Consider the following 26,808-nt stretch of genomic DNA (forward strand, 5'->3'; position numbering starts at 1 on the left):
GAGGTGAAAACATGTTAAAAACACAGAGTTCTACATTTCAAATACAAGCCGGAGAATTGTGCTTTACCTTTCTTAATAGCGGCGACCTATCATCTATAACATCTAAAAATATCATGGTCAATCAAATCATCGCCAATCCAATCGATGGTTCCTTAAATAATCTTTATTTGCGCTTATTCAAGGGCAACGAAATAAAGGTTGTGCCATTACTAGGCATTCACTCGGAGAGCCGTGTAAGCTACACGGATTCACAAGTAATTTGGGAAGGCACGACCGAGGATGTTCATTATCAAGTCAACTTTAAGCTGACAGAGGAAGGTATTTGGTTCTGGGATGTAAATGTGAACGGAACCGATATCGAAGTAGATATCGTCTATGGGCAGGATTTAGGCTTAGCAGATTCTGGCGCCGTCCGATCGAATGAATCCTACATGTCTCAATATATTGATCATGCTGTATTTCAAGACGAGTCTCATGGGTATGTGGTATGTTCCCGTCAAAACCAACCCCAATCAACAGGATTCCCTTACTTACAGCAAGGCTCCTTATCAAAAACGGTGGGATACACAACAGACGGGTTCCAATTTTTCGGATTATCTTATAAAGAAACAAATAAGCCTGAAGTGTTAACAAAACCAACTCTGGCAAATGAAGTATATCAATATGAATTTGCGTACACTGCTCTTCAATCTGAACGCGTCAAATTGAACGGATCAACACAGTTTGTATTTTATGGCTTGTATAATGAAAATCATTCTGAAGCGATTGCTGAGTTAGAGTTTAATGAGGAAATTTCAAACGCATGGGAGCAGGTTAAATCAACTATCAACGCTAGTGTGGCCGTAGAGAAAGTGACAATCTCCCCTGCATTCGGAGAACCACTTCAAACTCTTTCAATGACAAAAGATGAGATTGATCAGCTTTTCCCTCAGCGACTTCAAGAGGAATGGAATGGGGAAAACTTACTGTCTTTCTTTACAGATTCATACGAGCATATCGTTCTAAAAGAAAAAGAATTGCTTGTAGAAAGACCACATGGTCACATCATTATGACCGGTCAAACGGGACAAATGAAAGAAGACATTATCACTTCTACTTCGTACATGTATGGTGTTTTTAATGCACAGTTAGTAGTGGGCAATACATCTTTTAATAAAATGTTAACGAATACCCGAAATGCATTAAACATATTGAAAACATCAGGGCAGCGAATTTATGTTCAAATGGGTGATGTTTATCAGCTTCTAACTATGCCTTCCATGTTTGAAATGGGTTTTAACTATGCACGCTGGTATTATAAAACACCTGAAGACACACTGATCATTACTAACTTCACGACAGTTGACACACCTGAAGTGCAACTGCAAGTTCGTTCAGTTAACGGTCATACCTATCGCTTCCTAGTAACAAATCAAGTATCTATGAACAATAATGAATATACTGTTCCATTCCATATGGATACGGATGGTCAGTTAATTACGTTCCGTGCGGATTCCAATTCTGACTCTTCGAATATCTATCCTAATTTATCTTATCGTATCAAAGTTACCGGAACGGATTATACGATTGAGGACGAAAGAAAACTAGGAGAAAACTTACTACCGCAATCAGCATCATTAGTGGTGCTTGAATTAAGTGAGACACCTGAATGGAACATCACGATCCAAGGACTTCTTCATGGTGAACCAATTCCGTTTGTTACGCGTGAAGCATCAAACGAAATTGAAACGTATCGTGAAGTCTATCGCCAAGTGATGAATGGGTTCAAACTTTCGAAAGCTGATCAATCTTCTCCGGACCTAGATAAAGTAAATGCACTTGCCTGGTGGTACACACACAATATGCTAGTCCATTACTCTGTTCCACATGGTCTTGAGCAATATGGCGGTGCAGCTTGGGGTACACGTGATGTTTGTCAGGGACCAACAGAGTATTTCATGGCAACTCAAAATTACGATGCGGTACGCGAAATGATTAAAACCGTTTTCTCTCATCAGCACGAAGAGACTGGAAATTGGCCGCAATGGTTTATGTTCGATAAGTATGTGACCATCCAGGCGCATGAAAGCCATGGAGACATCATTGTTTGGCCGTTAAAGATGCTCAGCGATTATTTAAATGTGACGAATGATTATAGTATTTTACAAGAAGAAGTACCATATATCACTATGACATCATTCCAATTCACCGAGTATACAGCTACTATTTTAGAACATGTAAAGAAAGAAATTGGCTATATTAAAGACCATTTCCTCCACGGGACTCATTTGTCTTCCTATGGTGATGGTGACTGGGATGATACCCTTCAACCTGCTAATGCACAGTTGAAGCAATTCATGGTAAGCAGTTGGACAGTTTCGTTAACCTATCAGGTGATGAATCAATTTTCTAAAGCTATGGAAAAAGTAGATAAAAATGAATCGGAAGAATTAAAAGCATTAGCATCAGGAATTGAAAAAGATTTTAATCGCTATATTTTACAAACAGATGTAATACCTGGTTTTGTTTATATGGAAACGGCTGGCGAAGCGGAAATGATGCTTCATCCGGAAGACACAAAAACAGGCATCAACTATCGCTTATTACCAATGACACGAAGCATGATTAGTGAATTGTTGACACCAGATCAGGCAGAAACACATTATCAAATTATCAAAGAAAACCTCTTCTGCCCAGATGGTGTTCGCTTAATGAATCGCCCAGCTAAATATACGGGCGGAGTTAGTACCCATTTTAAAAGAGCGGAACAAGCAGCGAACTTTGGTAGAGAAATCGGACTTCAATATGTCCATGCCCATATTCGTTTTGTGGAAGCAATGGCTAAGCTAGGAAAAGTGGATGAAGTTTGGAAAGGACTAGAGATCATTAATCCAGTTGGCCTGAAGCAGGTGGTTCCAAATGCAGAAATCCGTCAAAGCAATACTTACTTCAGCAGCTCAGACGGTAAATTTAACACACGCTATGAAGCTCAGGAACGTTTTGATGAATTACGCAAAGGAACAGTACCAGTAAAAGGCGGTTGGCGTATTTACTCCAGCGGTCCAGGCATCTATATGAATCAATTAATCTCTAATTGCCTAGGTATTCGTATGGAAAACGGAGATCTAATCATTGACCCTGTTCTGCCAAAAGAATTTAATGGCCTACATTTAAATTTTAAACTAGGAAGTTCACCTGTTACGTTTGTCTACCATTTAACAGGCACTGAAAAAAATAGTGTGGTTATCAATGGACAGCAAGTAAGCGCAGAGACCCTCTCTAACCGTTACAGAATCGGCGGGGTTCGGATTAGAAAACAAGAACTTGAAAAAGAATTAAAAAACACTCAAAATGTAATTGAGATATTTATTTAAAAAATTCGGCGGTTTTACAGAACCGCCGCCTTTTTCATTTCGTCAAAGAGGTAGGAGCACAAATCATGGTTAGTATTAAAGATATCGCTAAAAAAGCAGGTGTATCCATTTCTACCGTTTCGTGTGCGCTAAATGGAAGCCCAAAAGTAACGAAGGAAACAACGGCAAAGATTCTAGCCATCGCCAAAGAGTTAAATTATATACCAAATGCTGCAGCAAGAACATTAAAAAAGAGAGAAACGAAAATTATCGGAGCCTTTTTAACAGACTATAGTGGATCTTTTTTTGGACCGTTGCTTCAGGGCATACGGGAAATGCTAAACCAAAAAGGCTATGATTTAATCGTATGCAGCGGTACACAATCCCACCGCTTTATACCTGAGCGAATGATTGATGGGGCAATTATTCTAGATGCAACATTTTCTAGTGAAGAAATCTTAGGATACGCTGACCGTGGTCATAAATTGGTAGTTCTTGATCGCGAAGTAATTCATCCCAATATCAGACAAGTACTGCTAGATAATAAAGCTGGAGCAGAATTAGCGATACAATACTTAGCAGATAAAGGATTTACTAGTATTGTGTTCCACACAGGCCCGGAGAGTTCTTATGATTCTAACCAGCGTCTTCAATCTGCTAAAGAAATAGCTGAACGATTACAAATCAATTATATCGAGTTACAAGGAGAGTTCAATAAACTTTCAGGAGAGCTAGCTGCACAGCAATTGGTTCAAAACTATTCACAGCCAGTTGCGGTTTTTTGCCTCAATGATGAGATGGCAATTGGGATGTACAATTACTTGGCTAAAACTAATTATCGTGTGGGGGAACACTTCCATATAGTTGGATTTGATAACATCGAGATCTCCCATTATTTACAGCCGCGTTTAACAACTATAGATTATTCAAAGCAAAAATGGGGTGCTTTAGCTTCTGAAGTCCTAATGAAATTAATTGCAAATGAATCGGTAGAAAACGAACAAATTCATGTGACATTATTAGAAGGTCAATCGGTAAAGAAAATTTAAATTAAAAAGCCCGCCGTTCACAGGATTCCTGGTTCCGACGGGCTTTTTTCAATTTTCTTCTTACGCTCTTACGCTTTCACAAGACGCTCTGTAAAGAAGCTCATACCTCGTTTAAAAGCGGTCAGTCCATACAGCATGGAACTCCAATCAATCAAAGTCACTTTCGTTGGATACCAACGATCCCGCTGTTCAAGATGCTCCCATGAATATCTGTGCAAACCATATTTATATGCATCTCTAAACTTTCTTTCATCCTCTACATCCTTCGAATTCGTATAGACATCATAAGGAATATGAAGACGGTATAAGGCATATAAATCGTAGATTCCTGCAGGATATACAGGTAAGAATCCAGCAACGATGTATGCAGAGGCAATATCCCCAGGAGAATTATTAATCTTATCTGCATGGTAGTTGTCATATAGTCCATCATTCGGACCAGCTCCATACCCCCACACATACGATGGGATACCACTCAATTCTTTCCACTTCAAGCGATCAGCCATACATGCATTTGTATAGAACTCACGATATATTGGGCTCTTCGCATAATCCGGTACAAGAAAAAAAGGAAATTGATGTACAAAAGATGACAAGAATGCCGTTGCATCATGATCCGTAAGAACAGGAATATCACGATAATGGATTTGCGGTAAATTCCTCATTTCTTCTTCTGCAAAATTATTAAACCATAAATCTTGTATATCCTGATCTTCAGGCTGACACAGCAAAGCAAGATAGGAAACCATTACATATTCATTATAAGCTGGCAGTGGGAGAATACCTTCTCCATCCTTCACTACCATATTAATAACACCTTTATCTTTATCAGCAACAACTACTCGCCAATCAATCGATTGTAATAGTTTTTTGGCCAACTCTGCAATCTGAGGCTCTTTCTCCTTAAAATGCTGACCGGCAAAAAGAGCTCCTGCCACCAATAAAGAAGTATCGATGGTTGAAATCTCTGAATGTAAGTTTTTCCCTGTTTCCATATCGACGAAATGAGCAAAAAATCCTGTAGCCTCATCCCTTGCAGGCTGGCATCCTTCTATCTCACCCAAACAAGCTCGCAATGTTAGTAGTGCCTTCTCTGCCGCTTCTTGATCCCATTCCTCCATATCAGCAACACAAAGGCTAATCAATCCAACCCCCGTTGCTGCAATAGAGCACCGGAAATCAGGGTTTTCCCCTAACGTCATGTAGCCATCCGCATACAATCCCGTTCTTGGATGACGAGAAGCCTCAAACAATGCATAGGAATCATGGTATTGACGATCGACAAACGCTTTTACATGATCCGGTAATTCCTTATAAAAGTCAGTAACTTGTGCCATGTCTTACTCCTTTCCCCTACTTAAAATATATAACCAGGCTGTCATCCAGCTTTGCATGCTTCAGACTTTTGACCAAAGTCAATTCCGCTGTTTTCTCAATAGAATAGCTTTCATGTGGAACAACTTCTTTCGTTGTTTCTAAAGCAATGACGTCCTGAGCTTGTGTCAAACGAAACTCAATCGTTTCTGCACCTACGTTAGTGATTTCAGCTGTGGAGTAAACAATCTTACCAATATTAAGCGATACATTAATAGGGAGCATGACACCATCCTTGTTTTGAAGTGTCATCTTCTTACCTCCAAATTGAGCCTCGCCATTTTCATATACACTCAATTCTTTTTCAAAACCATCAAGATTAAGAATATGGATAAATCTCTCACCTTGCTGATTAGACGTTGACGTCATAAAAATTCCGTGTTCCTCACAATCATGTGTTAGCTTTGCTTTCGCACCAAGCTTTTCAAAGCCTTCTTTGAAAAAGGACAGGTCACAAGAGTAGGCATTTGCCATAACAATGGCACGTCCTTTACCTACCTTTACATCGAATGAACAAACCTCGTCTGTTCCATACACCTTTAAGAGGGGGACAGCTTGTCCGCTATCAAAAACTTGAGCAACATGACTTCTTACCTCAGGTCTAGGGGCAGCCCAATTTTCAGCGTAAAGTGATAAATAATATTTATGCGAGTCCCGATAAATTCCTTTTACTTTAACACCAAATGCATCTGCAAGAATGGTACATTCCTTGCCTTCCATATCATATTGAGGGACCTCCCCGTATAAGAAGATGCCTCCACCGTCGTTCATATAATCCACAAGCTTTCTTTGGATTGCACCATCCATATATCTTGCAGACGGAAGTGCAAGTACAGGAGTTATACTAACTGATAACGGTTTATTCTGAATATCCACTGACCCAAAGCGATATCCTGATAGAAGCATGCTTTTCGCCATAAGCTCCCATGCTCCAGAAGCGCGATTAGCTTCAATGTTGGTCAGAATTTCTCTCATTTTTTCACTATGAGGATATCGATACTCTGTCATGTAATAATCCGGGATAAACGCAAATGCTACTTCATCACGTTCTTCATCCATAGCAGCAATTTTATCTGAAACAGCCATCATCACATGGATGGCTCTTGCCATTCTTGGGAATGTATAGCTCAGCTTTCCTTCTGGACCGACAGGAGCGGCAAATCCATGACGTTCTCCAGTAATGGCAATCCTGTCATTCCCATCATTCACTTTCGTATCTAGTCGATAGTTTCTTCCACCTGCAAACAGGTAATAGTTCAATAAACGGTTACCTTGAGCAATACACATTCTTGTTTTAAAGTCAGCTGCTGAGACGTCATAGCGGCTTCCTAAATTATTTCCGAAATTCCCATCTCCGCAGTTGAACTCTACAGATGTTAATGGCTGGTCAGGATGGTGAACAGCATCCATAAAACCATTAATTAAATACAAGTCTTGAAAAGTGACCATATCTAAATCGCCAAAATAAATATCCGATCCTGAAAGATATCCTGGTTCTTGATTATAAGATTCATAGAGCTGGCTGATTCCAATTGGAAAAGTAAATCCGCGGCCTCCACCTGTTCCATGAATATTAATCACAAAAGGAATATCTTTCACGCCAAACTCTTCAGCAAAGCCTCTCAGCGTATCTACATATTTGGCAAAACGGTATCTCATATAATAGCCAAGATCCTTCATTAATTCTGCCGCATATTCTTCTTTAGGCGAACGAATGGATTGGTTTCTCTTTTCTGTATCCCTCAATTGAAAAGGATATCTTGACTGTAACACCTCTTCTTCATATCGATTCATTAACCAATTAGAAAAATCATCAAGGACAAAATCAGTCAAATCTGGACAATTACTTACCCAGGATAGCATCCCAATTTCATTATCCAGCTGAAATGCAATGATGTTACCGCCATTGGTATACAGTCTTGGGGTAACAATTTTCATCACAGCCTCATACCAATTGCGGACTTCTTTTAGAAATCCTGGTGCATTATAGTCAAGAGTTGGTGTGGTTGCAGGATTCTTGTCCCATGCGATTGGGATGATTTCTGGATGTTTTTCATAAACCCAGTATGGCACCCCTTCGTTCTTCATTTCGGCCATAATAAATGGACCTGGACGGACGAAGAAGTAGAGATCATTTTCATGACAAAGATCGATAAATGCTTCTAGATTAAGTTCTGGGCGTGTTTTTCCTTGTAGGTCTATTTCACCTTCAACAGGCTCATGAACGAGCCATGGAACATAAGTAGCTACGGCATTGCATCCTGCTAGCTTCAGTTTATCAAGGCGATCCTGCCATTCATTACGGTCCAAACGATAGTAATGAATTTCTCCGCACATAATGATCTGAGGCTTGCCATCAATGATGATTTGTTTATTCTTAATTTCAATCATAATGTCTCCTGCCTTTCAGTTTCCGTTTTATTCTCCTGTAATACCTGAGCGGTCTACGCCTTCTACAAACCAACGCTGTGTAATAAAGTAGACAATCAATAATGGAAGAATTGACAAAATGGTTCCTGCCATTTTAATCCCCTCATTTAATTGGTTGCCACCAAGTCCCATTTCGGCTGGGAACATTTTTTGATAGGTAGCAACAAATTTTTGAAGTTGCAGTGGTAACGTAGTCAACGCATCTCCGAAATAAATGGCTGCAAGATAGGTTTCATTCCAATACCATACAAACGAGAAGAGAAACGAAATAATAATAGCTGGAACGGCCATCGGAAGCGCAATGGTAAAAAAGATTCGGAAGTGTCCTGCGCCATCTATTTGTGCAGCTTCCTCCAATGCCTTCGGTACCATGCGGAAGAACTGATAAAAAATTAAGATGAAGATAGCACTATTTAATCCTTGTCCAAACGATGCCGGCAGCATAAATGCTTTCAAGCTGCCTAGAATATTCATTTCGTGGAAAAACAAATATCTAGGAATCAAGGTCACTTGCGGCGGGATAATAAAGGTCGCCATCACTAGGACAAAAATAATCTTCTTTCCACGGAATTCAAAACGGGCTAATCCATAGCCTATTACTGCTGCAACAGCTGTCTGCGCGATCGCAGGAAGAGCAGTAACATAAAGAGTTTCAACCAATGTTGGCCAGAAATTTAGAACCTTGTTCGCTCTAATGTAGTTCTCGACATACAACTGTGTTGGGATCCAGTTCACCAAAGGGTTTAAAAGATCGTCTAAACTCTTAAAGCTATATACTCCCATATAGATAAGCGGGAATAAATAAACAAATCCGATTCCAATTAGCAATCCATAAATGAGGATTTTAAAGAGCAGACCATCTGTCCCTTGCATGCCTAAGAATGTTCTTTTTGTTTTTAAATAATATTTATCAACCATCTGCAATTTGGAGTTCTGCACCTTAATCCCTTCCTTCTTAACTATAGTTTTTCTTTCCCTTTAATGTCATAGCACCAATACTTATTAAGAGTGTCAGTGCAATAACAAGAAAGTAAATCCAGGATAGTGCCGACGCATAACCAAATCCGGTATCGACTTTAAACATGTTTGTCTGGATATGTGCAATAATCGGATTTAAAGAAAAAACAGAATACATGACAATTGTGTAAATGGTATTTACGATAATCATTGGAAAAAGGCTTGGCAGAGTCACCTTCCAAAATGATTCCCAGTTAGATGCCCCATCAATTTTAGCTGCTTCATAAATTTGTTTATCCATTTTTTGTAAAGCAGCTAAAAATATAAGGATTTGTACGCCAGAATACCAAAGAATCATGATTAAATTCTTAATCAAATAAAGCAGAATTCCGTTCATAAAACCATCAGGGTTTTCATTGAGAGATTGATAGATCGCATATTGTTCAATAGATGGAATGGTTGTAATTCCTTGATCTATCAGTTCCTTGATCACAGGGCCGCTTGCAATAATAACCGGAAGGAAAAAAATAGTTCGGAACATGCCTCTAAATTTAATCTTCTGGTTCAGCAACAATGCAATGATTAAGGAAAAGACAATAATGATCGGAATCGAAATCACCATTTCCTGTAAATATTGTGTTAATTTTTCAGTGAAATTTGCATCAACTGCAAAGGCATATTCATAATTATCGAATTTAATAAACTTTGTTTGAATCCCGCTAGTTGTAATCTTGACTTTCTGAAAGCTTAGGTAAATTGAATATAAAAGTGGAACAGCAGTAAAAATTAAAAAACCGATAATCCAAGGTGAAACGAAAAGTAAACCAATGGTGCTTTGTTTGATTTTCAATTGTTGTTTCACTGCTGTTCTCCCCCCTCTATTACTGCAAAGTTCTTTGTAGCTACTTCTATCCCGTCGATGCTAAAGGCTGCATCTGAATAATTCACAACGATTATTTTGCCATTGGAATAAGTAATTTTGACAACCCCAGCCTTTGGCACTTCCCTGCCAACAATTGTTGCTCCTTCTACTTGTCCAAGGCTTTCTTTAACTTTCTTGTATTGGTCGATAATTTCATCTTTCCAAATAGAAAATTCAGAAGTATACACGTCCTTAGAAGGCGTTTTCGCCAATAAATGTGATGGCTGGTCTGTTAATAAGAAAGATGGGTAGGCACCATATTCGATCATTCGTAATACTTGCTCTTCCGGATCTGCATTAAAATTAGAGAATGGCGCGTAATATGGCAGAAATCCTTTTAATACAATTTGGATAAAAGGAACAGTATCCGTTGCGAATACATAATTGGACGAATACATTGGTATATCTAAATATCGATCGATAGATTCCCAAGCATAGACATTCGGCTGATAAAGAGCAATGTTCCCCATCTTGTCATTTAGGTGATGGAACAATTTTTGATAAGTATTGATGGTATCCACTCTTTTAGAAGCATGAGTTTTACTATAGTCAGAGAAAAGTGTATAGCCGCTTGAATCGATGGCAAGGTTTGCAATCCCTTCATCTTTGTACTGATTAATATCCTCTTTTGCCATCTCCAACGATTTCCATGGCGATAAATAATATACTTTTTTCTCGCCTTCTTGATAGGAGATAATCTCAGAGCTGATCTTCTTTGCAACCTCTTTGCTTCCCGAAAAGCCCCTCGCACCCTCGTATGCTTTGGTGTAATCGGTATAAAAATATAATGGGATATGATTTTTCTTTAAAGTAGCTGTTGTTTCTTTTACATCACTTGTACTACCCAATTTCTTTTCAAATGGGAATTTAGAAGGCAGTGTTCCTGTTAATCCACCTTTGGACCAGCCTTTATAAATGACAAACATTTGATTGACGTCATTCTTTTTCAATTCAGAAGTGAATTGTGGAATCCGGTTGATTTCTGTCATCGGTATAACAGAGTTCCATAGAAGTCCCTTCTTTACTTCTCCGCCTAAAAATTCTAGTCGCACTTGTGTTTTATCGTCTTGTTTTTTTAATTGATCTGTTTCTACTAGATATTTCTGGTATCTTTTCGCCATACCAACATAATCTGCGTCAGCATTTTTCAAGAACATGTAGCGAAGCTTAATATCAAACTTGTTTGGTTCTTTTTGATAGACGTTAATGCCATTCATGCTTTTACTTGTTGGCTGATAATATTCATAGCGATAATGATATTGAGAAGAAATCCAGTTAAAATCAGTAGACACACCCGCAGGGTAGGCAACAATATCCCCATATGCAGCCCCTTCTTCCATTACTGTCAAAAAGGCATTTTGTTTTACGCCTTGTACCGCACCAAAAACGGGCATTTTAATCTGATGCACTGGAACTACCTTATCATTGATTTTTTGTGTTTTCTTAAAGCTATCATCGCTTCCGTAAATAGCTCCGACAAACGGCGAATCTGCTTTCTTTCCACTTTTCTCATATCTGATTAAGGCTCCACTTCCATCTGGTAAAAACATATACCCATTAACATCATTTTGGTTAACCGCTCCAAAGAAAGGGTACACCTTCATAGAAATAAGCTTTGTACGCTTACTTTCTTCGATTCTTTCATTTGGAATAAAAACGGCCAGCCCGTCCTTTGTAAGTTCAACAACTAATCGAAATTGGATTTTTGATTGATTCATATAGACGTCTGCGCTGAATCCATTTTTCGTCAATTTGACTTTCGGGCGCGAACTGTTTGTCAAAATGCTTTCTGAACGTAGCTTTCCCTTATGGTCAGTGTATTCTACTGTAATGGCTGACTGTATCATTTGCTCCCACATTTTATTGATGCGATAGTTTTTTGGTTGATCCAATCCTGAATTCCATATATGATTTGTTTGTTTATCTTGGACCTTAATTGCTAATGATTTTTTATTAACATAAAGAATAGCCTCATTGTTTTCTGCAGCCTTTTCAAATCCTTCAAAGGAATTCGACTGCACGTAGGGATTCACGGTTGCAACTTCTGGCTTCGTGTATTGCGACGAATTATACTTCATCCCCATTTCGTTTGTTTCGTTCAAACTAGGAGGCTGCTCCGTACTTGTTTTAGACGTCGTCTCCGCCAATACATGGATAGGTAATAGCATAATGGAAAGTGCTATTAGTATTTTTTTAAACACGTAGGATTACCTCCTTTAGGATGGAGTAAACAAAGTCATAGACTTGGTCAACTAGAACAAATAAGATAAACACAACTAACACCATAATGGCCATTCCAAAAAGAGTGACAAGAATATTTCGAACTGTTTCCGATAATGTATAATTGTGAATTTCCTTAATCATAATGACCAAGATCAGCAAGCACCAGGCATAGATGATACGAATAGAAAAAATATAAAGAAACGACTCATTCAGTGTAAGTACATTCGATAAGATGGTTATTGGTAGAATGAACACAATGTACGGAGCAAGTGAGTAAACCGTACCGATATAAATGTCCTTAAATCTTCCTTCACCATCATTTATCGTACTTACCAAGTAATTAATAATTACGAAAAGTAGTAGAGGTACAAAAACCTTTAAACCTTCAGTCAAAAGGTTCGCTTCATCTATTCCAACAGAGCTAAAGATAAAGCCAGTTTGAAACTTTGCTAATAAGTACTCAATAAATAAGATTAAATATAAAATACTAGCAGAAAGAACCGATGCGTATTTTTTCCGTTTTAAATAATAAAAGCTATCAATTGGATGCTTGAAAAATTGAAATAAAAAGAGAAGCTCAGCCAACAGCTTTTTATTTTTCCATTTGCTCCATTGCTTTCTAGGCGCGTCCAGAATGTTTTTCTTACGATCAAGGTATCTCAATAGATAGTAGACTATGAGTAATACAATGATGATAAGAAAAACGGAAGCAAGGTGCTCCTGCATCCAAGCATGTCGAACCTCCCAAAAAGCATCTGAAAAGCCTTGAATGTCCTCTGCTAAAAGATACTCGTCAAGGGCATTTTCATATTCTTGTTGTTTGTAATAAGCTGCACCCATTGCTGTATGGGCAAGTCCAAAAGATGAATTAAGTTTTAATACAGATTGCCAATACTTCTCACTTTTGACATAGAGGCCTTCTTTATATAACTCAATACCTTTATGTACTTGTTTTGAAAAGGCAGTCGACTCGAATACTTGCACCATTCCGCGCTCTTTATCCGTTACATAAAGCCTGCCATTCTCATCAGTGGTGATTCCTGTCGGTTGTTTGAATAGGCCGAGACGATTCGAACCATCGTCTTCTCCCCCAAAAATAAACAACAAGTTCCCAAAACTATCAAATTCATAGATTTGACCAGTACTGCTAACGGTAAAAATATTCCCGTTATGATCTACCGTAACATCCTGAAAAGTGGATATATCTGATATATCGGAAGAAAGCATATTCTTTCCGGCCACATTTAATTTTTTGATAACCTCGTTTTTCGTTCCTTCTGTCACAGAATAGATAAGACCCTGTTCATCTAATGCGATATTGTCAGGTGCTGGAGGAGTTTTCATAAACATCCTTGCTTTTTGTTTATCTGTTGTCAGCAATTTTTGAAGTACTGATTTTAGTGAGACCTCTGTACTGTTTACCCCGTAATACCCTAGAAAAGAACCCTCGGGGCTAAGCTGAATAATCCCATTCGTAGAACCTTCACTTATGATATAAAGGTTACCTCTACGATCAACCCCCACTTTTTGCGGTTTAAAGGGTGATTTACTACCGAATAGCGGTGAATCTGGCTTACCGTATTCCGCCTTCAGTTTACCTTCAGGTGTAAAACGAAAAACCTTTTCTTTTTCATAGTCAGCTGCATAAATATTTCCCTTATCATCAACAAACACGCCTGTAGGTGTTTCTAGTACTCCTTCTCCAATTCGTGCTTTAATGGCACCACTTTCATCTGCAACAATTATTTTCTTTGCTCCAGAATCCGCAATGTAAATATCACCCTTTGAATCTGTAAAAATATCTTCTGGATGAATGATTTCACCACCAGTGATCAATTCACCCAGCGGCATATAGGCTGTTTGAGTTTCAATTAATCCCCCGTCCGCTGATACTGTTTCAGTCTTATAGGGAACAGACGAAGCAGAAACCATTGACTGTAATGGGACGAATAAAAATACTAGAGTACTAAATAAAACTTGAATGAACCGCTTCATTTACCTCCCTCCTAACTGTTACTTAATACCTGAATGCGCCATCGTATTCATGACCTGACTTTGAAGTATGATAAAAATAATTAAGTTTGGTACGAACATTATTAAGGAAGCCGCAGCTGCCATTCCCGAACCAGCTACATTGTTCCCAGAAACTTGTGATGTAAGTGTTGACATATAAAACGCAAACGTCTTTAGACCTTCATCATTTACATACAGTGTCGAGCTTTCTACGCTATTCCAAACTAACTGGAACGATAATATGGCAATCGTCGCAATAGCAGGTTTTACTAAAGGAAGGATAATTTTTGTAAAGATATGAAAATCTGAAGCACCATCTAGCTTTGCTGCTTCAATTAATTCGTTAGGAATCTGGTCAATAAACTGTTTCACTAAAAACAACCCAATCGGCATAGCCAAAAGCGGTACAATGTGAACTAGAAAAGTATTGATTAGGCCTAATTTTTCAATTAATAAATATCTAGGAATAGCTACAGCTGCCGGTACAAACATTAATGCAAGTGTATTAATCTCAAAGATAACTTTCTTCATTTTAAAGTCTTTCTTAGATAGCGCATACCCTGCCATAGTACTGATTACAATCGTCACCACCACGACAATAAGGGTAATGACAATACTATTAAATAGATACCTAGACATGGGAATTCCTGACTCATTGGCTTGTCCAAATAAATCAGAAAAGTTTTGTAATGTAGGCTTCTCCACAAAAAATCGCGGCGGATAGGCAAACAATTCGTCTATCGGTTTAAATGCATGGAAAAATATAAAGATGATTGGCAACGCCATAAATAGTGCCAACGGAATCAAAAAGGCAAGAAACTTAAGTTGACTTTTATGAAACTTGGATGGATTCATTTTTGTCCCTTGAAAGGCTGACATCCCTATTCACTCCCCCGTCATTAATCCTTCTCTCCAAACAATCTCCAGGCCACCTTGGAGAATGCATAAACAACTATCAATAAAACAACTGAAATTGCTGCTGCATATCCCATTTCATAGCGGATGAAACCATAGTCTTCTAGGTGGTTTACCATTAATTGACCTGCGTTTTGCGGTGTTGGGTTTGCCCCAGAAAGAGCGACCCCAATGGCTCCAGCCTGAAATGTTCCTACTACCGCCATTACAGCCCCAAACAGCATTTGTGGTTTCATAGAAGGAATGGTAATGTAGATTACTTCTTGAAATCGATTCTTAATCCCATCGATATAACCTGCTTCATATATTTCAGTATTGATGTTAAGAACACCTGATAGCATGGCTAGAAAGCCTACACCCATACTTCCCCAGAGTGTTACAAAGATCATGATTTTCATTAAGTATTCAGGGGATTGCAGCCATTGTATAGGCTCAAGGATGACCCCCAATGTCATTAATAAACTATTTAAGTATCCTGTTTGATCCCCACTAAAAATAATCGTCCATACAACCGCCATAGCGACTCCAGCGGTCATGGATGGTGAATAAATAATTAACGCAAGAATGGTTCTTAATCTTTTAGGTATTTGAGCCAAAGCCCAGGCAAGGATAAAGGAAAGTATATATCCACCTGGACCTACAATTAGCGCAAATGTTAATGTATTGGGTAATACCTTTTGCATAAAAACTTCATCTTGAGTAATTAAGCTTACATAATTGCTTAAGCCAATAAAAGTTGGCGCCTCAATAGCGTTGAAATAAGTAAATGACAAAAGAATAGCTGAGGCAACCGGTATAATAATAAAGGTTGTAAAAAATAAAATATATGGCCCGAGGAACATCCATGGCGATAGATCTAATTTTTTATTTTTCATTTTCTTTACCTGCCCAACTTTTCACTTGATCAATTGAAGGAATTGGATAAGGTTTAACCATTTTTCCGTTTTTCATATAACCAAACTCCTCCATTTTACGGCTGATTTCTCTATCGATAGCGATGACTGAATCATCAACTGCTGACCTTGTATTTACACCATCAAAAACAATACGATTCCAAATATTACTTAACTCTCGTTCTACCATATAGGATCCCGGTGTTTTCGGAACTTCCTTTAAATATTCCCATTGCTTTAGAATGGTTTCTTTATGTTCTTCAGGCCACGGAAGCTGCTTAAATGCTTCTATATTTGCTGTGTTCCACATATATTCAGGTCCGTACAAGGTTTGAAGATTAGAAGAAAACTCTACTTGTGTATCCTTTGACATCCACCATTTTAAAAGTTCCCAAGATTTCTCTCGATCTTTTGTTCCTTTAAAAATCATGGCAGATTGCCCGGATCCAGTAGCCCATCGTTCAACTGTTCCATCTTTTTGCTTTATTCCAGGCATTGGAGAGATATCCCACCATCCGGCAATCTCAGGAGCAGCTGATGTTAACTGCACATAAGTAGTGAAGCTTGAAATTCCAATTGGCAAAGTAGAATACCTGAAATGGTTATAAAAATTAGGAACTTGAAGCGGAAGACTATAAATCGTATTTAAATCCGCCATGAACTGAATTCCCTTTAATGACTCTTCACTGCCTATAGCTGTCTTCATTCCGTCCTTCGAATACAAGTCGCCATTAAACTGATAAATATATGGTGCAGTAGTTTGAAAAGGTTTGAACCCAACAGCTCCCGAAATTGGGGTATAGTAATTCATCCCAAATCTTTGTAATTCCGGCAAAATACTAATGACGTCATCCCACGTATTTGGCACAGGAAGATGCAAAGCATCTAAAATATCTTTTCGATAATACTGTACAAAAAAGTCTTGTGTTTCAGGCAGGGCATAGACAGAATCCCCAATCATTAAAGGTAAAAACGCTCCTGGAGAAAACTGTTTACTGTATTGCTCAAAATCTTTAAATTGATGTAGATCCTCTGCTGCCCCGCGAATTGATAACTCATATGGAAGCCAGTTACTGATTCCAAGCGCAACATCCGGCTGTTTATTTGCGGCATTAGCTAATATCAACTTTGATTCATCCGGCATCAGTGAAAACTTCACTTTGATCCCTGTTTCAGGTGTAAATGTTCTGTCCGCTAAGTTTTGAATCAGTTCGACATATTGTCGAGGACGGTTCACCCAAACTTCAATTGTTTGATCATCCGCTTCTTTTGCCGCATAGTTTCCGGATGAAAACGATAGGAAGAACCGATGGATTCCATCGAACATTTTATTCCAAAGAGCAAGGTTTGCTGATGGAAGCTTTTGATCACCATGAATATAAAAACGATCCACTGTTAAAGGCTGTTTAGGTACATCAATCATAAGATTTCCTAGCAATTGAGCGACTGAGGATGACCCTTCAGAAAGTTCACTGAGCCTACTTGGAATTTCATCTGGTTTTTTACTCAGCTTCCGCAGTTTCTCTATTGACATCTCTAGAGAAACAATTTCACTTGAATCTTGTTCACCCTTATTTAATTTTTTCAAATAATCCTTCTCTACTTCTAACGTATCTGCCCATGTACTCACACGTTGCTTTATATCAGGTATAAACTCACTTATTTTCCAGCTTCGAGAACGATCGGTTTGGTTGCCTGTCAGCTTTTTAATAGATAGTGAAAGTTCCTCTATTTCTTTCATTACTTTGTTTGTAGAATAGACAACTCTTTCAACTGGAGAAGCATCCGCTTGTAGGCTGATGATATGATCCCCTTTTGACAAATAAAATAAGAAGGGGTCACCCTTTGCGTCAGCTAACGTGTCATTTGCCCAGCTCTTATTAAATTGAAAGGCGATTGGATCCACTTCTTTAAATGGAATTTCTCCATCAATTAAAACTTTTCTAAAGACGGTCGCTCCAGTCTTTTTATTCTGAAGGACTTTAAATGTAAGTTGATAAAACCCATCCTCTTCCACATGTATATTCCAGCCGACTTCTTGCCCACTCATGCCCCAAGAATCGCCACCTAAAGTATTTAAAAGTAAATGTTTAGGATCACTCGGTACTGCCGATGAGTCTGTTGATGCTACCGGACGAATATATGAATTATTCTTGGTATAGTTTTTTTCTGCCTCTTGAACAAGTAAAGCCTTCGCTTTTTTATGATTTTTATTGAGTGCTAAATAGTCTTTGTAGGTTTGTAGCTTTGTTAATGAAGTAACATACAATCTTCCAACCAACATTTCTCCGCTAAGATTGGAAAGTTTAATTGTATTTTTCCCCTTTTTTAAATAGTACTGTAATGGTGCCTTCTGAAGCTGACTTGCATCCTCTACTTTTACTCTACTCCATTTAGGTACTGTTATTTGTTCAGGGATGACCTCATTGCCAAATCGATCCTTCCTAAACGTATCCAGTTTATTTTTCCAGATAACCGGGAAAACCACTCTCCGGCTCTCGTAATAAGGGAATGTACCGTTTAGTTGGATTGCGCCCTCTATTGGAACAACCTCTTTAGTTAATGGATAATAATCAAATGATAATTCGTATAGACCATCCTTTGGAACATCCATTTCATAAGAAACAGACTGTTGATTATGCCAATAGAAAACACTATCCCCATATCCTTTACTTTTTGAATTCGGTAAAAGATTTTGCTTGTCCACATTCAGGGAATTAGCAGGAAGAACAGACGCCTCAAACTTAGCGGCGCCGTCCTTCCCTTCTTTATTCCACTTTTCAAGGACGGAATGATAGTGTTCTTCTATGACATTTTCGGCTGGCCGATTATCACTGTTATTTTTTTCAGCAAAGACTGAACTGTGTGGAAAAATGAAGAACAGCATTATTATCGACCATACTAAAATCTTAGACTTCATACTATCATCCTCCCTGATAACTCGGCTTTTCTTATTTAAGAGCCTCTAATGCTTCTTTACTTTTTTGGTCTGCTAATTGATCTAGTTGCTTTGCATAATCTTCAACTTTCAGTTCGCCTCTAAGAAATGCATCAACTAATTGCCCTGTAGTCGCATTCGCTTGGTCTCCAGCTTTGACACCAGTAGGAGCTTGCCATCTTGCATCCACGTATCCTGGTACTGTTTTAACTGGCTCGATGATTGCTTTATCAATGTTTTCGTACGCAGTGCGAATGCCAGGTACGTCTTGAATTTCAAAGTATGCATCTAGAATTTTCTTATCAGTCGTAATTGGTAATGTATTTAGCGTCTTGCCTTCTTTATCAGCAATTTCCATACGTTTCTTGAAGCCTTCATTACCAAATGACATAAATTTTGAGAACAGGTATGCTTCTTCTGCATGCTTGGTAGATTTTGAAATACCAACAAAGTCATTTGTTAATCCTGTTTTTCCGCCTGGAAGACCAATGAAGTCCCAATCAAAACTAGCTTTTTCAAAAAGTGGAGTTGTTGCCCATGATCCATCAAATTTAACAGCAACGCCGCCTTGCAGCCAAACTTGATCTGGGTTTTCACCTTTAAAGTTTGCTTTTTGATCATCTTTTAATGTTTCATACGTATAACCATTTGTCCCAAGTTCTTTTGCTAAATTAACACCATTGATATACTCTTTGCTATCTAATGCGTATTGGCCGTCTTTTAATGTATACCAGCCCATATCATCATTCGCAGCAGCAGGATACCAATCAACAATACTGAATGGATTATTCAGTCCTACAACACCTTTACTAACATTTGTAACTTCCTTAATTGCAGATTCAAAATCTTCTAGAGATATACCAAACTCAGGATAATCTAAGTTAGCTGCATTAAATAAATCCTTGTTTACAAAATACCCCATAAAATGCTGTGCAAATGGTACTGCGTATACCTTACCATTGTGTTTAGCAGATTCCTGAACAGCTTCAGGAATTTTTGCGAATTCCTTATCCTTTGAAGCAAATTTCGTAATATCTAGTAACCAATCATTTGATAATGCTAGTGGAATTTGTGGTAATGCGAATACGTCTGGCATTGTTCCAGAACTTGCAGCAGTAGATAATGTACCATTCCAATCTGTTGTGCTAACAGATTCATCAATTTTAATTTTGATGTTTGGATATTTTTCTTCAAAAGCCTTAATCATTAAGCGCTCTAAGTTTTGCTCTTCCTCGGTTCCTAGGTTCCAGTTTGCATAAGAAAGAGTGACTTCTTCTTTTTTTGCTGCCTTTTCTTTACCTTCTGTTTTGTTTGTCTCTTTATTTGAGCTACAAGCTGCTAAAGAGAATAGTAGGGTTAAAATTGCTAAAAGCGATACAACTTTTTTCATAAAACATTTTCAACTCCCATTTTTTTGATTAGTTATTTAATAGATTCATAAAGAATCTGCCAAACCGATTTTGCTATTCTTTTTTGCTAAAAATGATGGTATCTGTTTCCCTTCTAGTTTGAACCACTACTTTATATTGGTTGTGATTCAATGGAGTTACAGTAACTGAATCTGTTTCTCTCGGAACCCAGTGAGAAGAGATGAAAACAAACTCCTCTTCTTCTTGTGTCACTCTCAAGGAAAGTGAAAGCTTGTCCACAGCCTGATCTACGTGATAGATTTCACCCGTTCCATATTCCAAGGTTAACCCTTCTCGAAGTTGAACATTTATCGGAAGTATTAGCCCGCTTCTTGGAGGGATTACAAGTGTTTTTCCATTTAATAGGACTTGATCTTTGTACTTCAAAGTTGTGACCTTTTTATATTCATCGAAATTCTGTAGGAAGAAAAATGTACTACCTTCAGAATCTGTTCGAACTGTAATATCAACCTCATCCACTAACTGGAAGCGGCTATCAATGCCTATCCGTGCAGCTAGATTTGCTACTACATCATTTTGATAATAGAAACTGTGATTCATCCCGGCGCCAAGCATAGTTAACTTTCCTTTTCCTAGGCGTTTCTCGAATGCAATCACATCTCTATCCGCATCTTCACTCCATGCAAACGCTCCATCTTCGATATCATATAGTTCCATCAAATGGACGCTTACATTATCTAGCTCGCCAATTTGGGCGTAACCAGATTGTTTATGGCCCTTCACTTTGACTCCGATATAATCCTTTAGTACCGTGCATGGAACATTTTTCATCGTTTTAACCGGTATGGTTGGAAACATGATGAGCTGACCACCGTTTTCTAAATAACGGACAAGCTTATGCTGAATCCTTTCATCCATCCACTTTGTCGTGAACATCCACAATGTAGGAACCTTAACAGGATCAATTTCTCCATCACTCATAAGGTTCGTACCTTCAAAGATGATGTTATTGATTCTTAATGCTTTTGCAACACCGTTATACAGATAGGTTTCTCGTGCAAACTGAATAGCATCAACCATACTCTTTGTATGCTCATCATGAAACTCGGTCATAAAATAATCTGGATAAAACCCTATATGTGTGTCGGCCACTGGCTTCGTCTTAACCAACGCTTCCTCATAAACCTTTAGCATTTTACCAAGATGCTGGATAACAGAATAATGGGGTCTTTTATCTCCTTTTGACGAAAGAGGTGCCTGCCATTCATGACGTCTCCCAAACAACCCGATATTTTCGTAGTTTTCACCACCAGCAAACATGTAATAGTTAATGCCGTTCATCCCGTCAGCAATACAAAGCCTGGTTGTTAGATCAAAGGCTGTAGGCTGTAGCTTTGGTTTGTCATGGATACTTCCACCCTGGAATTCTGCAGAAAATAATGGCTGCTCCTTCCATTGAATGGCACGAGTAAAGGCGTTTGCCAGGACTATATCTATGTAGCTGTCGTACTCTATATTGCCAATGTAGTAGTCTCCTGCCATTAAAACATTATCAATCTTTGCTGCCTCGAGCAGTTGAGAAATCCCAATTGGATACATGGTTCCTCGCTTTAAAAGATCAATCGTATGGAATCCATGTATATTAACCACAAACGGAACCTTGATGCCCTTATTCTCAGCAGAATGCTTTAAATGCTCTAGAAACTTTCGGTAGTGTTCTCTGAGAAACAAACCAAACTCATTCCGAAGGGCATGAGCAAAAATGGCTTCCGGTTTTTTCACCTTAGTTCGAGAAAACTCTTTTATATCCTCAAAGGGTACTCGAAAGGTTTGCTCAAACTCATCCTTTGTATAATGCTCTTTTAAATACTGTTCAAATTGCTTTAACGTTTCTTCATTATAATCAGGCTGATTGGTTACCCAATGAAACATTCCCACTTCATTATCAATCTGGAATAAAATAACGGGTCCATTATTGGTAACCTGGAAAGGTTCAACAATGGCACAAACCGCTTGATACCACTTTTCCGCCTTTTCTAGAAAGACCGGATGCATGTAACTAACCACTCTAGTTGGATGGTTCTTCTCTGCATTTGTTTTCGCTACTGCCTCTGGATAATTTTCAATGAACCATGTCGGTACACCATGATCAACGACTTCTGCCATCACATATGGGCCTGGTCGTACTAGACAATATAACCCTTCTTCATCTACAATCTGAAGGAATGTTTGAAGGTCTCTTTCAGGAAGTGTTTTTCCTGTCAGGTCAATCATCCCTTCTTCCATCTCGTGAAAAATCCAGGGTACATATGTACTTATCATGTTGGCTCCTGCTTCTTTCACTTGCCTGATTCGATTTCTCCATTCTTCCTTCGGTACTCTGAAGTAGTGAAGTTCTCCTCCAAAAAGTAACACTTCTTTGCCATTAACAATGATCTTTTCATCCTCTATCCGTATCATTTTTCACCTCTTTATCCGGAATTGCGGCTCATTAATTCTACTGAAATAGGGTCTGGCTCGTAATCAAATTGGTTATCAATCATTTTGAACAATGTTTCTGCAGCAATTGTGCCCCATTGTTTTCTTGGTACTCGGATAGTGGTTAGCGAAGGATTGAAAAATTGTGATACATAAATATCATCGAAACCCACTACCGCGATATCTTCAGGCACCTTAATCTCTCTTTCTTGAATGGCTCTTATCGCACCCATGGCCATCTCATCGTTGGCGCAAACAATTGCACTCGGTAAATCTTTGCCCATTCGATCCATATACTGGCTCATAGCTTGATAGCCGCTTGATTCTGTGAAATCTGCTCTCTGAAGATCTTGTTCTAAAAAGTTTATGTTATATTTTTGAAGCTCCTGTTTAAACCCTTTTAAACGGGTTTCTCCATCATAGGACTCCTCCGAGCCTGCAATGAAACCGATTCTCTTATGTCCTTTTTCAATTAAATAATTCACCGCTGTTGCCGTTCCCAATTCATTCGGCAAGAGAATATTCTTTATAAATGGGTTCTGAAGTTCTCTATCCATTACGATGCATGGGAACTTTTCATTTGCGATGGATTGAAGTAACTCGTCATCCATGTGATAGTTTAGAATAATCGCTCCATCTACATACCGCTCCACCAATAACCGATGTTTATCGACAGAAGCACATACGACTAATTCGTAGCCCTTTTGCATGACCATATCCTGAATCCCTTCCATCATGTCCGTGAAAAAGGGTCCAGTAAAACCACTTAAAAATAATCCAATAATATTTGTTTTTTGCTCTTTAAGATTTTTGGCCAGTCCATTCGGACGGTAGCCAATTTCCTTTGCTGCATCCAAAACTTTCTTTTTGGTGTCATCTGTAATCAGGGTGCTCCCATTTAGAGAGTAGGATGCAGTCGAAACGCTAACTCCCGCGCGTTTAGCCACATCTTTTAAAGTAACCACAATCATCCCCCTCTTATTGAAACGTTTCAAAAAATTTATAAAAAAAATAGATTTAATCTTTGAAACGTTTCAATAGAATTCTAAAAAAAATAACTTTTCCAATCTGTTCAATTGAAACGTTTCAATAAATATATTATAAAACGAGGTGTAATCGTTTTCAATAACATATTTCAGCATTTTAAATAAATTTTATAAAATGTGACAATTTTTTCGTTAATTCCTTAAAAAATATGACAACACCTGAGATATTAAATAATCCATCATATGATTTTTTGCAGCTCTCTTTGGCTATGAGAGTCAAGTAAATGGATATCAGAAATTTCACAACGGTTCCCATCCATATCCGTTACCACCATCCTTTTTGTGCCGATCAATTGAATATGTTCATGAATATTCTGCATAAAAAGCTTTAGGTCTCCCCTGTCTGTTACTAATTGAAAGATCCAAAGCCCAGATTCTTCATTTATAGAAAGTATTTTTGTAACAATCGGGATTATATAACGAATACGAAGCTCTTGCTCGATTTCACTTTTACTTTCATAATCAAGCTCCTCAATGTCTTGAATGATTCCAAGTTCGTGATCGTCTTTTGTCCAAACGGATATATATCGAGCAGGTCTGCTAAAGGGAAATGCTTGATGTAACACTATTTCTGAATACATTTCATTATTAATTACCGCCTGAAGCAGTCCCCCCTGACTTCGAGTAAATGACACCGTTTTGGGATTCAATATGGTAATATCAAATGAATCTCTCATCAAACTTCCACTCCTCTTATTCTGGACAATTCCTTCTGAGCCTCAACCAATTTGAAATAAATCCCTTTATTCTCAAGCAGCTGATCATGTGTTCCCATTTCAGCGATTACTCCTTTATCAATCACAACAAGTCGATCTGCATTTCTTAATGTTGACAAACGATGCGCTATCGCAAAGGTTGTTCTTCCTTTGACAAGCCTCGATATTGCCTCTTGGATTTTCCGTTCTGTTTCCGTATCAACAGATGCTGTGGCTTCATCTAAGATTAAGATTCGTGGATTATGAAATATAGCTCGTGCAATTGCAATTCGCTGCTTTTGTCCCCCTGATAAACGATGTCCACGTTCTCCTACTTTCGTGTCATATCCATCAGCCATTTTGACGATAAATTCGTGAGCATTGGCAATTTTAGCAGCTCTCATAATTTCTTCAGGTTGGGCATCCTCTTTGGAATAGGCAATATTTTCATACACCGTACCATCAAACAAAAACGTCTCTTGAAGAACAACACCAATATGTTTATGTAAATCCTCTTGTTTTAGATTTCGTAAATCAATACCGTCGATCGTGATTCTTCCTTGATTAGGATCATAAAATCGGCTGATTAAGTTGATTAATGTGGATTTTCCAGCGCCAGAATGACCCACTAAACCAATCATTTCTCCAGGGGCAACGGTCAGATTAATATTTTTTAATATTGGACTATGCTTTTCATATCCAAAAGTGACTTCCTTTAATACTACTTCTCCATTCACTTTTTTCATGGGTACGGCATTAGGGCTATCAGGAACTTCTGAAGGAGTGTCCATTATTTCAAAAATTCGATCGGCGGCTGAGATGGCGTGACTCAACCAATTTATCATTTGATTAAACCATTGCAACGGACCAAAAAACATCCCTAAATAAGCAATAAATGCCATTAAAGTCCCCAAAGAGATTTCTTCTTTTAAAACTGACAACCCTCCAAAATACCAAACAAGGAGTGTACCTGTCCCAGTTAATAATGAGAATACCGGAAAAACGGCCTGCCACATTCCGTCCGTTTTAAATGTTTGAGTAATCAAGTTTTTATTCCCAGTCATATAACGCTTCCGTTCTTGATCCTCTTGTCCAAATGCTTTTACTACTCTTATTCCCTGAAGTGAATCACCGACCACCATATTCAGACGATTAATCGCTTGCCACTGCTTATACCATAGGTAACGAATTTTTGGCCATATCTTAATCGAAAACAGAATAACAAATGGAGTTGGTAATATCGCCAATAGAGCAAGCTTCCAACTTAAACTAAACATAAGGCAGATAATTGTAACCAGCATTAAAAATTGACCGCCAATCCAAAGAATACCGTCAGTCAAAAACTGTCTTATTGCCTCTGCATCACTGTTAACACGCCCGATAAATTGTGAAGTTTGCCTTCGATCGAAATAACTTAACGATAGTCTCATTAGTGATTGATAAATATCTTTACGAATATCTCCCATTATTTTGCTCCCTATCCATACCGCAATTACCCCTCTAAGGGTTTGCATAACAGTCAGAAGTAGGCTTGTTATTCCCAAAGCCAATACGAATATCCCAATGGCACCTCCCACATCACGAGGTGTAAGAACATCATCTACAATCATTTTTGTTATATATGGAGGTGCTAGCTCTATCAATGTTGCAATAATTAGTAAAATAAAAGCGATAATCGTTTTATTTCTATAGGGTCGAGTATAGTTAAATAAACGGCTGATCACTTTCTTTTTATCTACACAAACTGGACAAACATTTGTGCCCTCCTGAAGTGGCCGGCTACAGGAATGACATAGTCTTGGCATATCTTTTATTGATATAATCGGTAATGGTTCATGATTGACTAAATTAGAAATCACTTTCACACCAATTGAAAATTTATTTGTTAGTGATGAATTAAATCTAACCAAAACTTTTCCTCCGGCTTCTGTATCAACAATGACACACCCGCCTCCAATATACTGCTCCAGCCTAGCTGCGATAATGTCTGACAGAAGAAGTTCAATTATCCTATCATCCGCTGAATAGACAAGCACTTTATCTTCTAAAATGACAAGCCATCTTTCTTCAAAATTACCATTCTCATTAATATCTGCTTTTGCAGAAAACAGTATGGTCTGTTCCAAATGAAATTTTTCAGGAAGAGTATCAAAAATCGGCATTTGTTTCTCCT

16 protein-coding genes are annotated in these 26,808 nt (G+C 38.3%); 2 read left to right on the forward strand and 14 right to left on the reverse strand.

The window, feature by feature from the left end; all coding sequences use genetic code 11:
* Positions 1 to 11 precede the first annotated feature (11 nt).
* Together AA0X95_RS25785 and AA0X95_RS25790 are read left to right on the forward strand one after the other, a co-directional pair.
* Positions 12 to 3,353, forward strand: coding sequence for a GH36-type glycosyl hydrolase domain-containing protein (locus AA0X95_RS25785; RefSeq protein WP_413303253.1), 3,342 nt, complete (start codon positions 12 to 14; stop codon positions 3,351 to 3,353).
* A 65-nt stretch (positions 3,354 to 3,418) separates the two neighbouring features.
* Positions 3,419 to 4,381 (forward strand): LacI family DNA-binding transcriptional regulator, encoded by a 963-nt coding sequence (locus tag AA0X95_RS25790; protein ID WP_413303256.1) that lies wholly within the window; start codon positions 3,419 to 3,421, stop codon positions 4,379 to 4,381.
* A 68-nt stretch (positions 4,382 to 4,449) separates the two neighbouring features.
* On the opposite strand, the gene AA0X95_RS25795 is transcribed toward AA0X95_RS25790, so the two are convergent.
* From AA0X95_RS25795 to AA0X95_RS25860, 14 genes are all read right to left on the reverse strand, one after another.
* The gene (locus tag AA0X95_RS25795; RefSeq protein ID WP_413303259.1) at positions 4,450 to 5,718 is read right to left on the reverse strand and encodes a hypothetical protein; all 1,269 of its coding nucleotides are present in this window, start codon (positions 5,716 to 5,718) and stop codon (positions 4,450 to 4,452) included.
* Between the two features lie 16 nt (positions 5,719 to 5,734).
* On the reverse strand, positions 5,735 to 8,146 hold the full coding sequence (locus tag AA0X95_RS25800; protein WP_413303262.1) for a beta-galactosidase: 2,412 nt from the start codon (positions 8,144 to 8,146) through the stop codon (positions 5,735 to 5,737).
* Positions 8,147 to 8,173: 27 nt separating this feature from the next.
* Entirely contained in the window at positions 8,174 to 9,124 is a 951-nt protein-coding gene (locus AA0X95_RS25805) for a carbohydrate ABC transporter permease (RefSeq protein ID WP_413303264.1), read from the reverse strand.
* Between the two features lie 16 nt (positions 9,125 to 9,140).
* Positions 9,141 to 10,004: a carbohydrate ABC transporter permease gene (locus tag AA0X95_RS25810; protein ID WP_413303267.1), complete on the reverse strand. Its 864-nt coding sequence runs from the start codon at positions 10,002 to 10,004 to the stop codon at positions 9,141 to 9,143.
* Positions 10,001 to 12,265 carry a DUF5696 domain-containing protein gene (locus AA0X95_RS25815; RefSeq protein WP_413303270.1) on the reverse strand — a complete coding sequence of 755 codons (2,265 nt, stop codon included), beginning with the start codon at positions 12,263 to 12,265 and terminating at the stop codon, positions 10,001 to 10,003. The genes AA0X95_RS25810 and AA0X95_RS25815 overlap by 4 nt, the downstream gene beginning before the upstream one ends.
* Positions 12,258 to 14,282, reverse strand: a complete 2,025-nt coding sequence (locus AA0X95_RS25820; RefSeq protein ID WP_413303272.1) for a YIP1 family protein — start codon at positions 14,280 to 14,282, stop codon at positions 12,258 to 12,260. The genes AA0X95_RS25815 and AA0X95_RS25820 overlap by 8 nt, the downstream gene beginning before the upstream one ends.
* An 18-nt stretch (positions 14,283 to 14,300) precedes the next feature.
* Complete coding sequence (locus AA0X95_RS25825) at positions 14,301 to 15,179, reverse strand: carbohydrate ABC transporter permease (protein ID WP_413303275.1); 879 nt, start codon at positions 15,177 to 15,179, stop codon at positions 14,301 to 14,303.
* A 20-nt stretch (positions 15,180 to 15,199) separates the two neighbouring features.
* A complete protein-coding gene (locus AA0X95_RS25830) occupies positions 15,200 to 16,090 on the reverse strand; it encodes a carbohydrate ABC transporter permease (protein ID WP_413303277.1) in 891 nt (296 codons plus the stop codon).
* On the reverse strand, positions 16,080 to 19,028 hold the full coding sequence (locus tag AA0X95_RS25835) for an extracellular solute-binding protein (RefSeq protein WP_413303280.1): 2,949 nt from the start codon (positions 19,026 to 19,028) through the stop codon (positions 16,080 to 16,082). Before AA0X95_RS25835 ends, AA0X95_RS25830 begins: the two co-directional genes overlap by 11 nt.
* 31 nt (positions 19,029 to 19,059) lie before the next feature.
* Complete coding sequence (locus AA0X95_RS25840) at positions 19,060 to 20,436, reverse strand: ABC transporter substrate-binding protein (protein WP_413303283.1); 1,377 nt, start codon at positions 20,434 to 20,436, stop codon at positions 19,060 to 19,062.
* A 73-nt stretch (positions 20,437 to 20,509) separates the two neighbouring features.
* Positions 20,510 to 22,876: a beta-galactosidase gene (locus AA0X95_RS25845; protein WP_413303286.1), complete on the reverse strand. Its 2,367-nt coding sequence runs from the start codon at positions 22,874 to 22,876 to the stop codon at positions 20,510 to 20,512.
* 11 nt (positions 22,877 to 22,887) lie between these two features.
* Positions 22,888 to 23,859 carry a LacI family DNA-binding transcriptional regulator gene (locus AA0X95_RS25850; protein WP_413303289.1) on the reverse strand — a complete coding sequence of 324 codons (972 nt, stop codon included), beginning with the start codon at positions 23,857 to 23,859 and terminating at the stop codon, positions 22,888 to 22,890.
* A gap of 260 nt (positions 23,860 to 24,119) precedes the next feature.
* Positions 24,120 to 24,617 (reverse strand): DUF1854 domain-containing protein, encoded by a 498-nt coding sequence (locus AA0X95_RS25855; RefSeq protein WP_413303291.1) that lies wholly within the window; start codon positions 24,615 to 24,617, stop codon positions 24,120 to 24,122.
* Positions 24,617 to 26,797: an ABC transporter ATP-binding protein gene (locus tag AA0X95_RS25860; protein ID WP_413303294.1), complete on the reverse strand. Its 2,181-nt coding sequence runs from the start codon at positions 26,795 to 26,797 to the stop codon at positions 24,617 to 24,619. Before AA0X95_RS25860 ends, AA0X95_RS25855 begins: the two co-directional genes overlap by 1 nt.
* Between the last annotated feature and the right edge of the window lie 11 nt (positions 26,798 to 26,808).

This window comes from Neobacillus phoenicis (assembly GCF_047302305.1).
Taxonomy (GTDB): Bacteria; Bacillota; Bacilli; order Bacillales; family Cytobacillaceae; genus Neobacillus.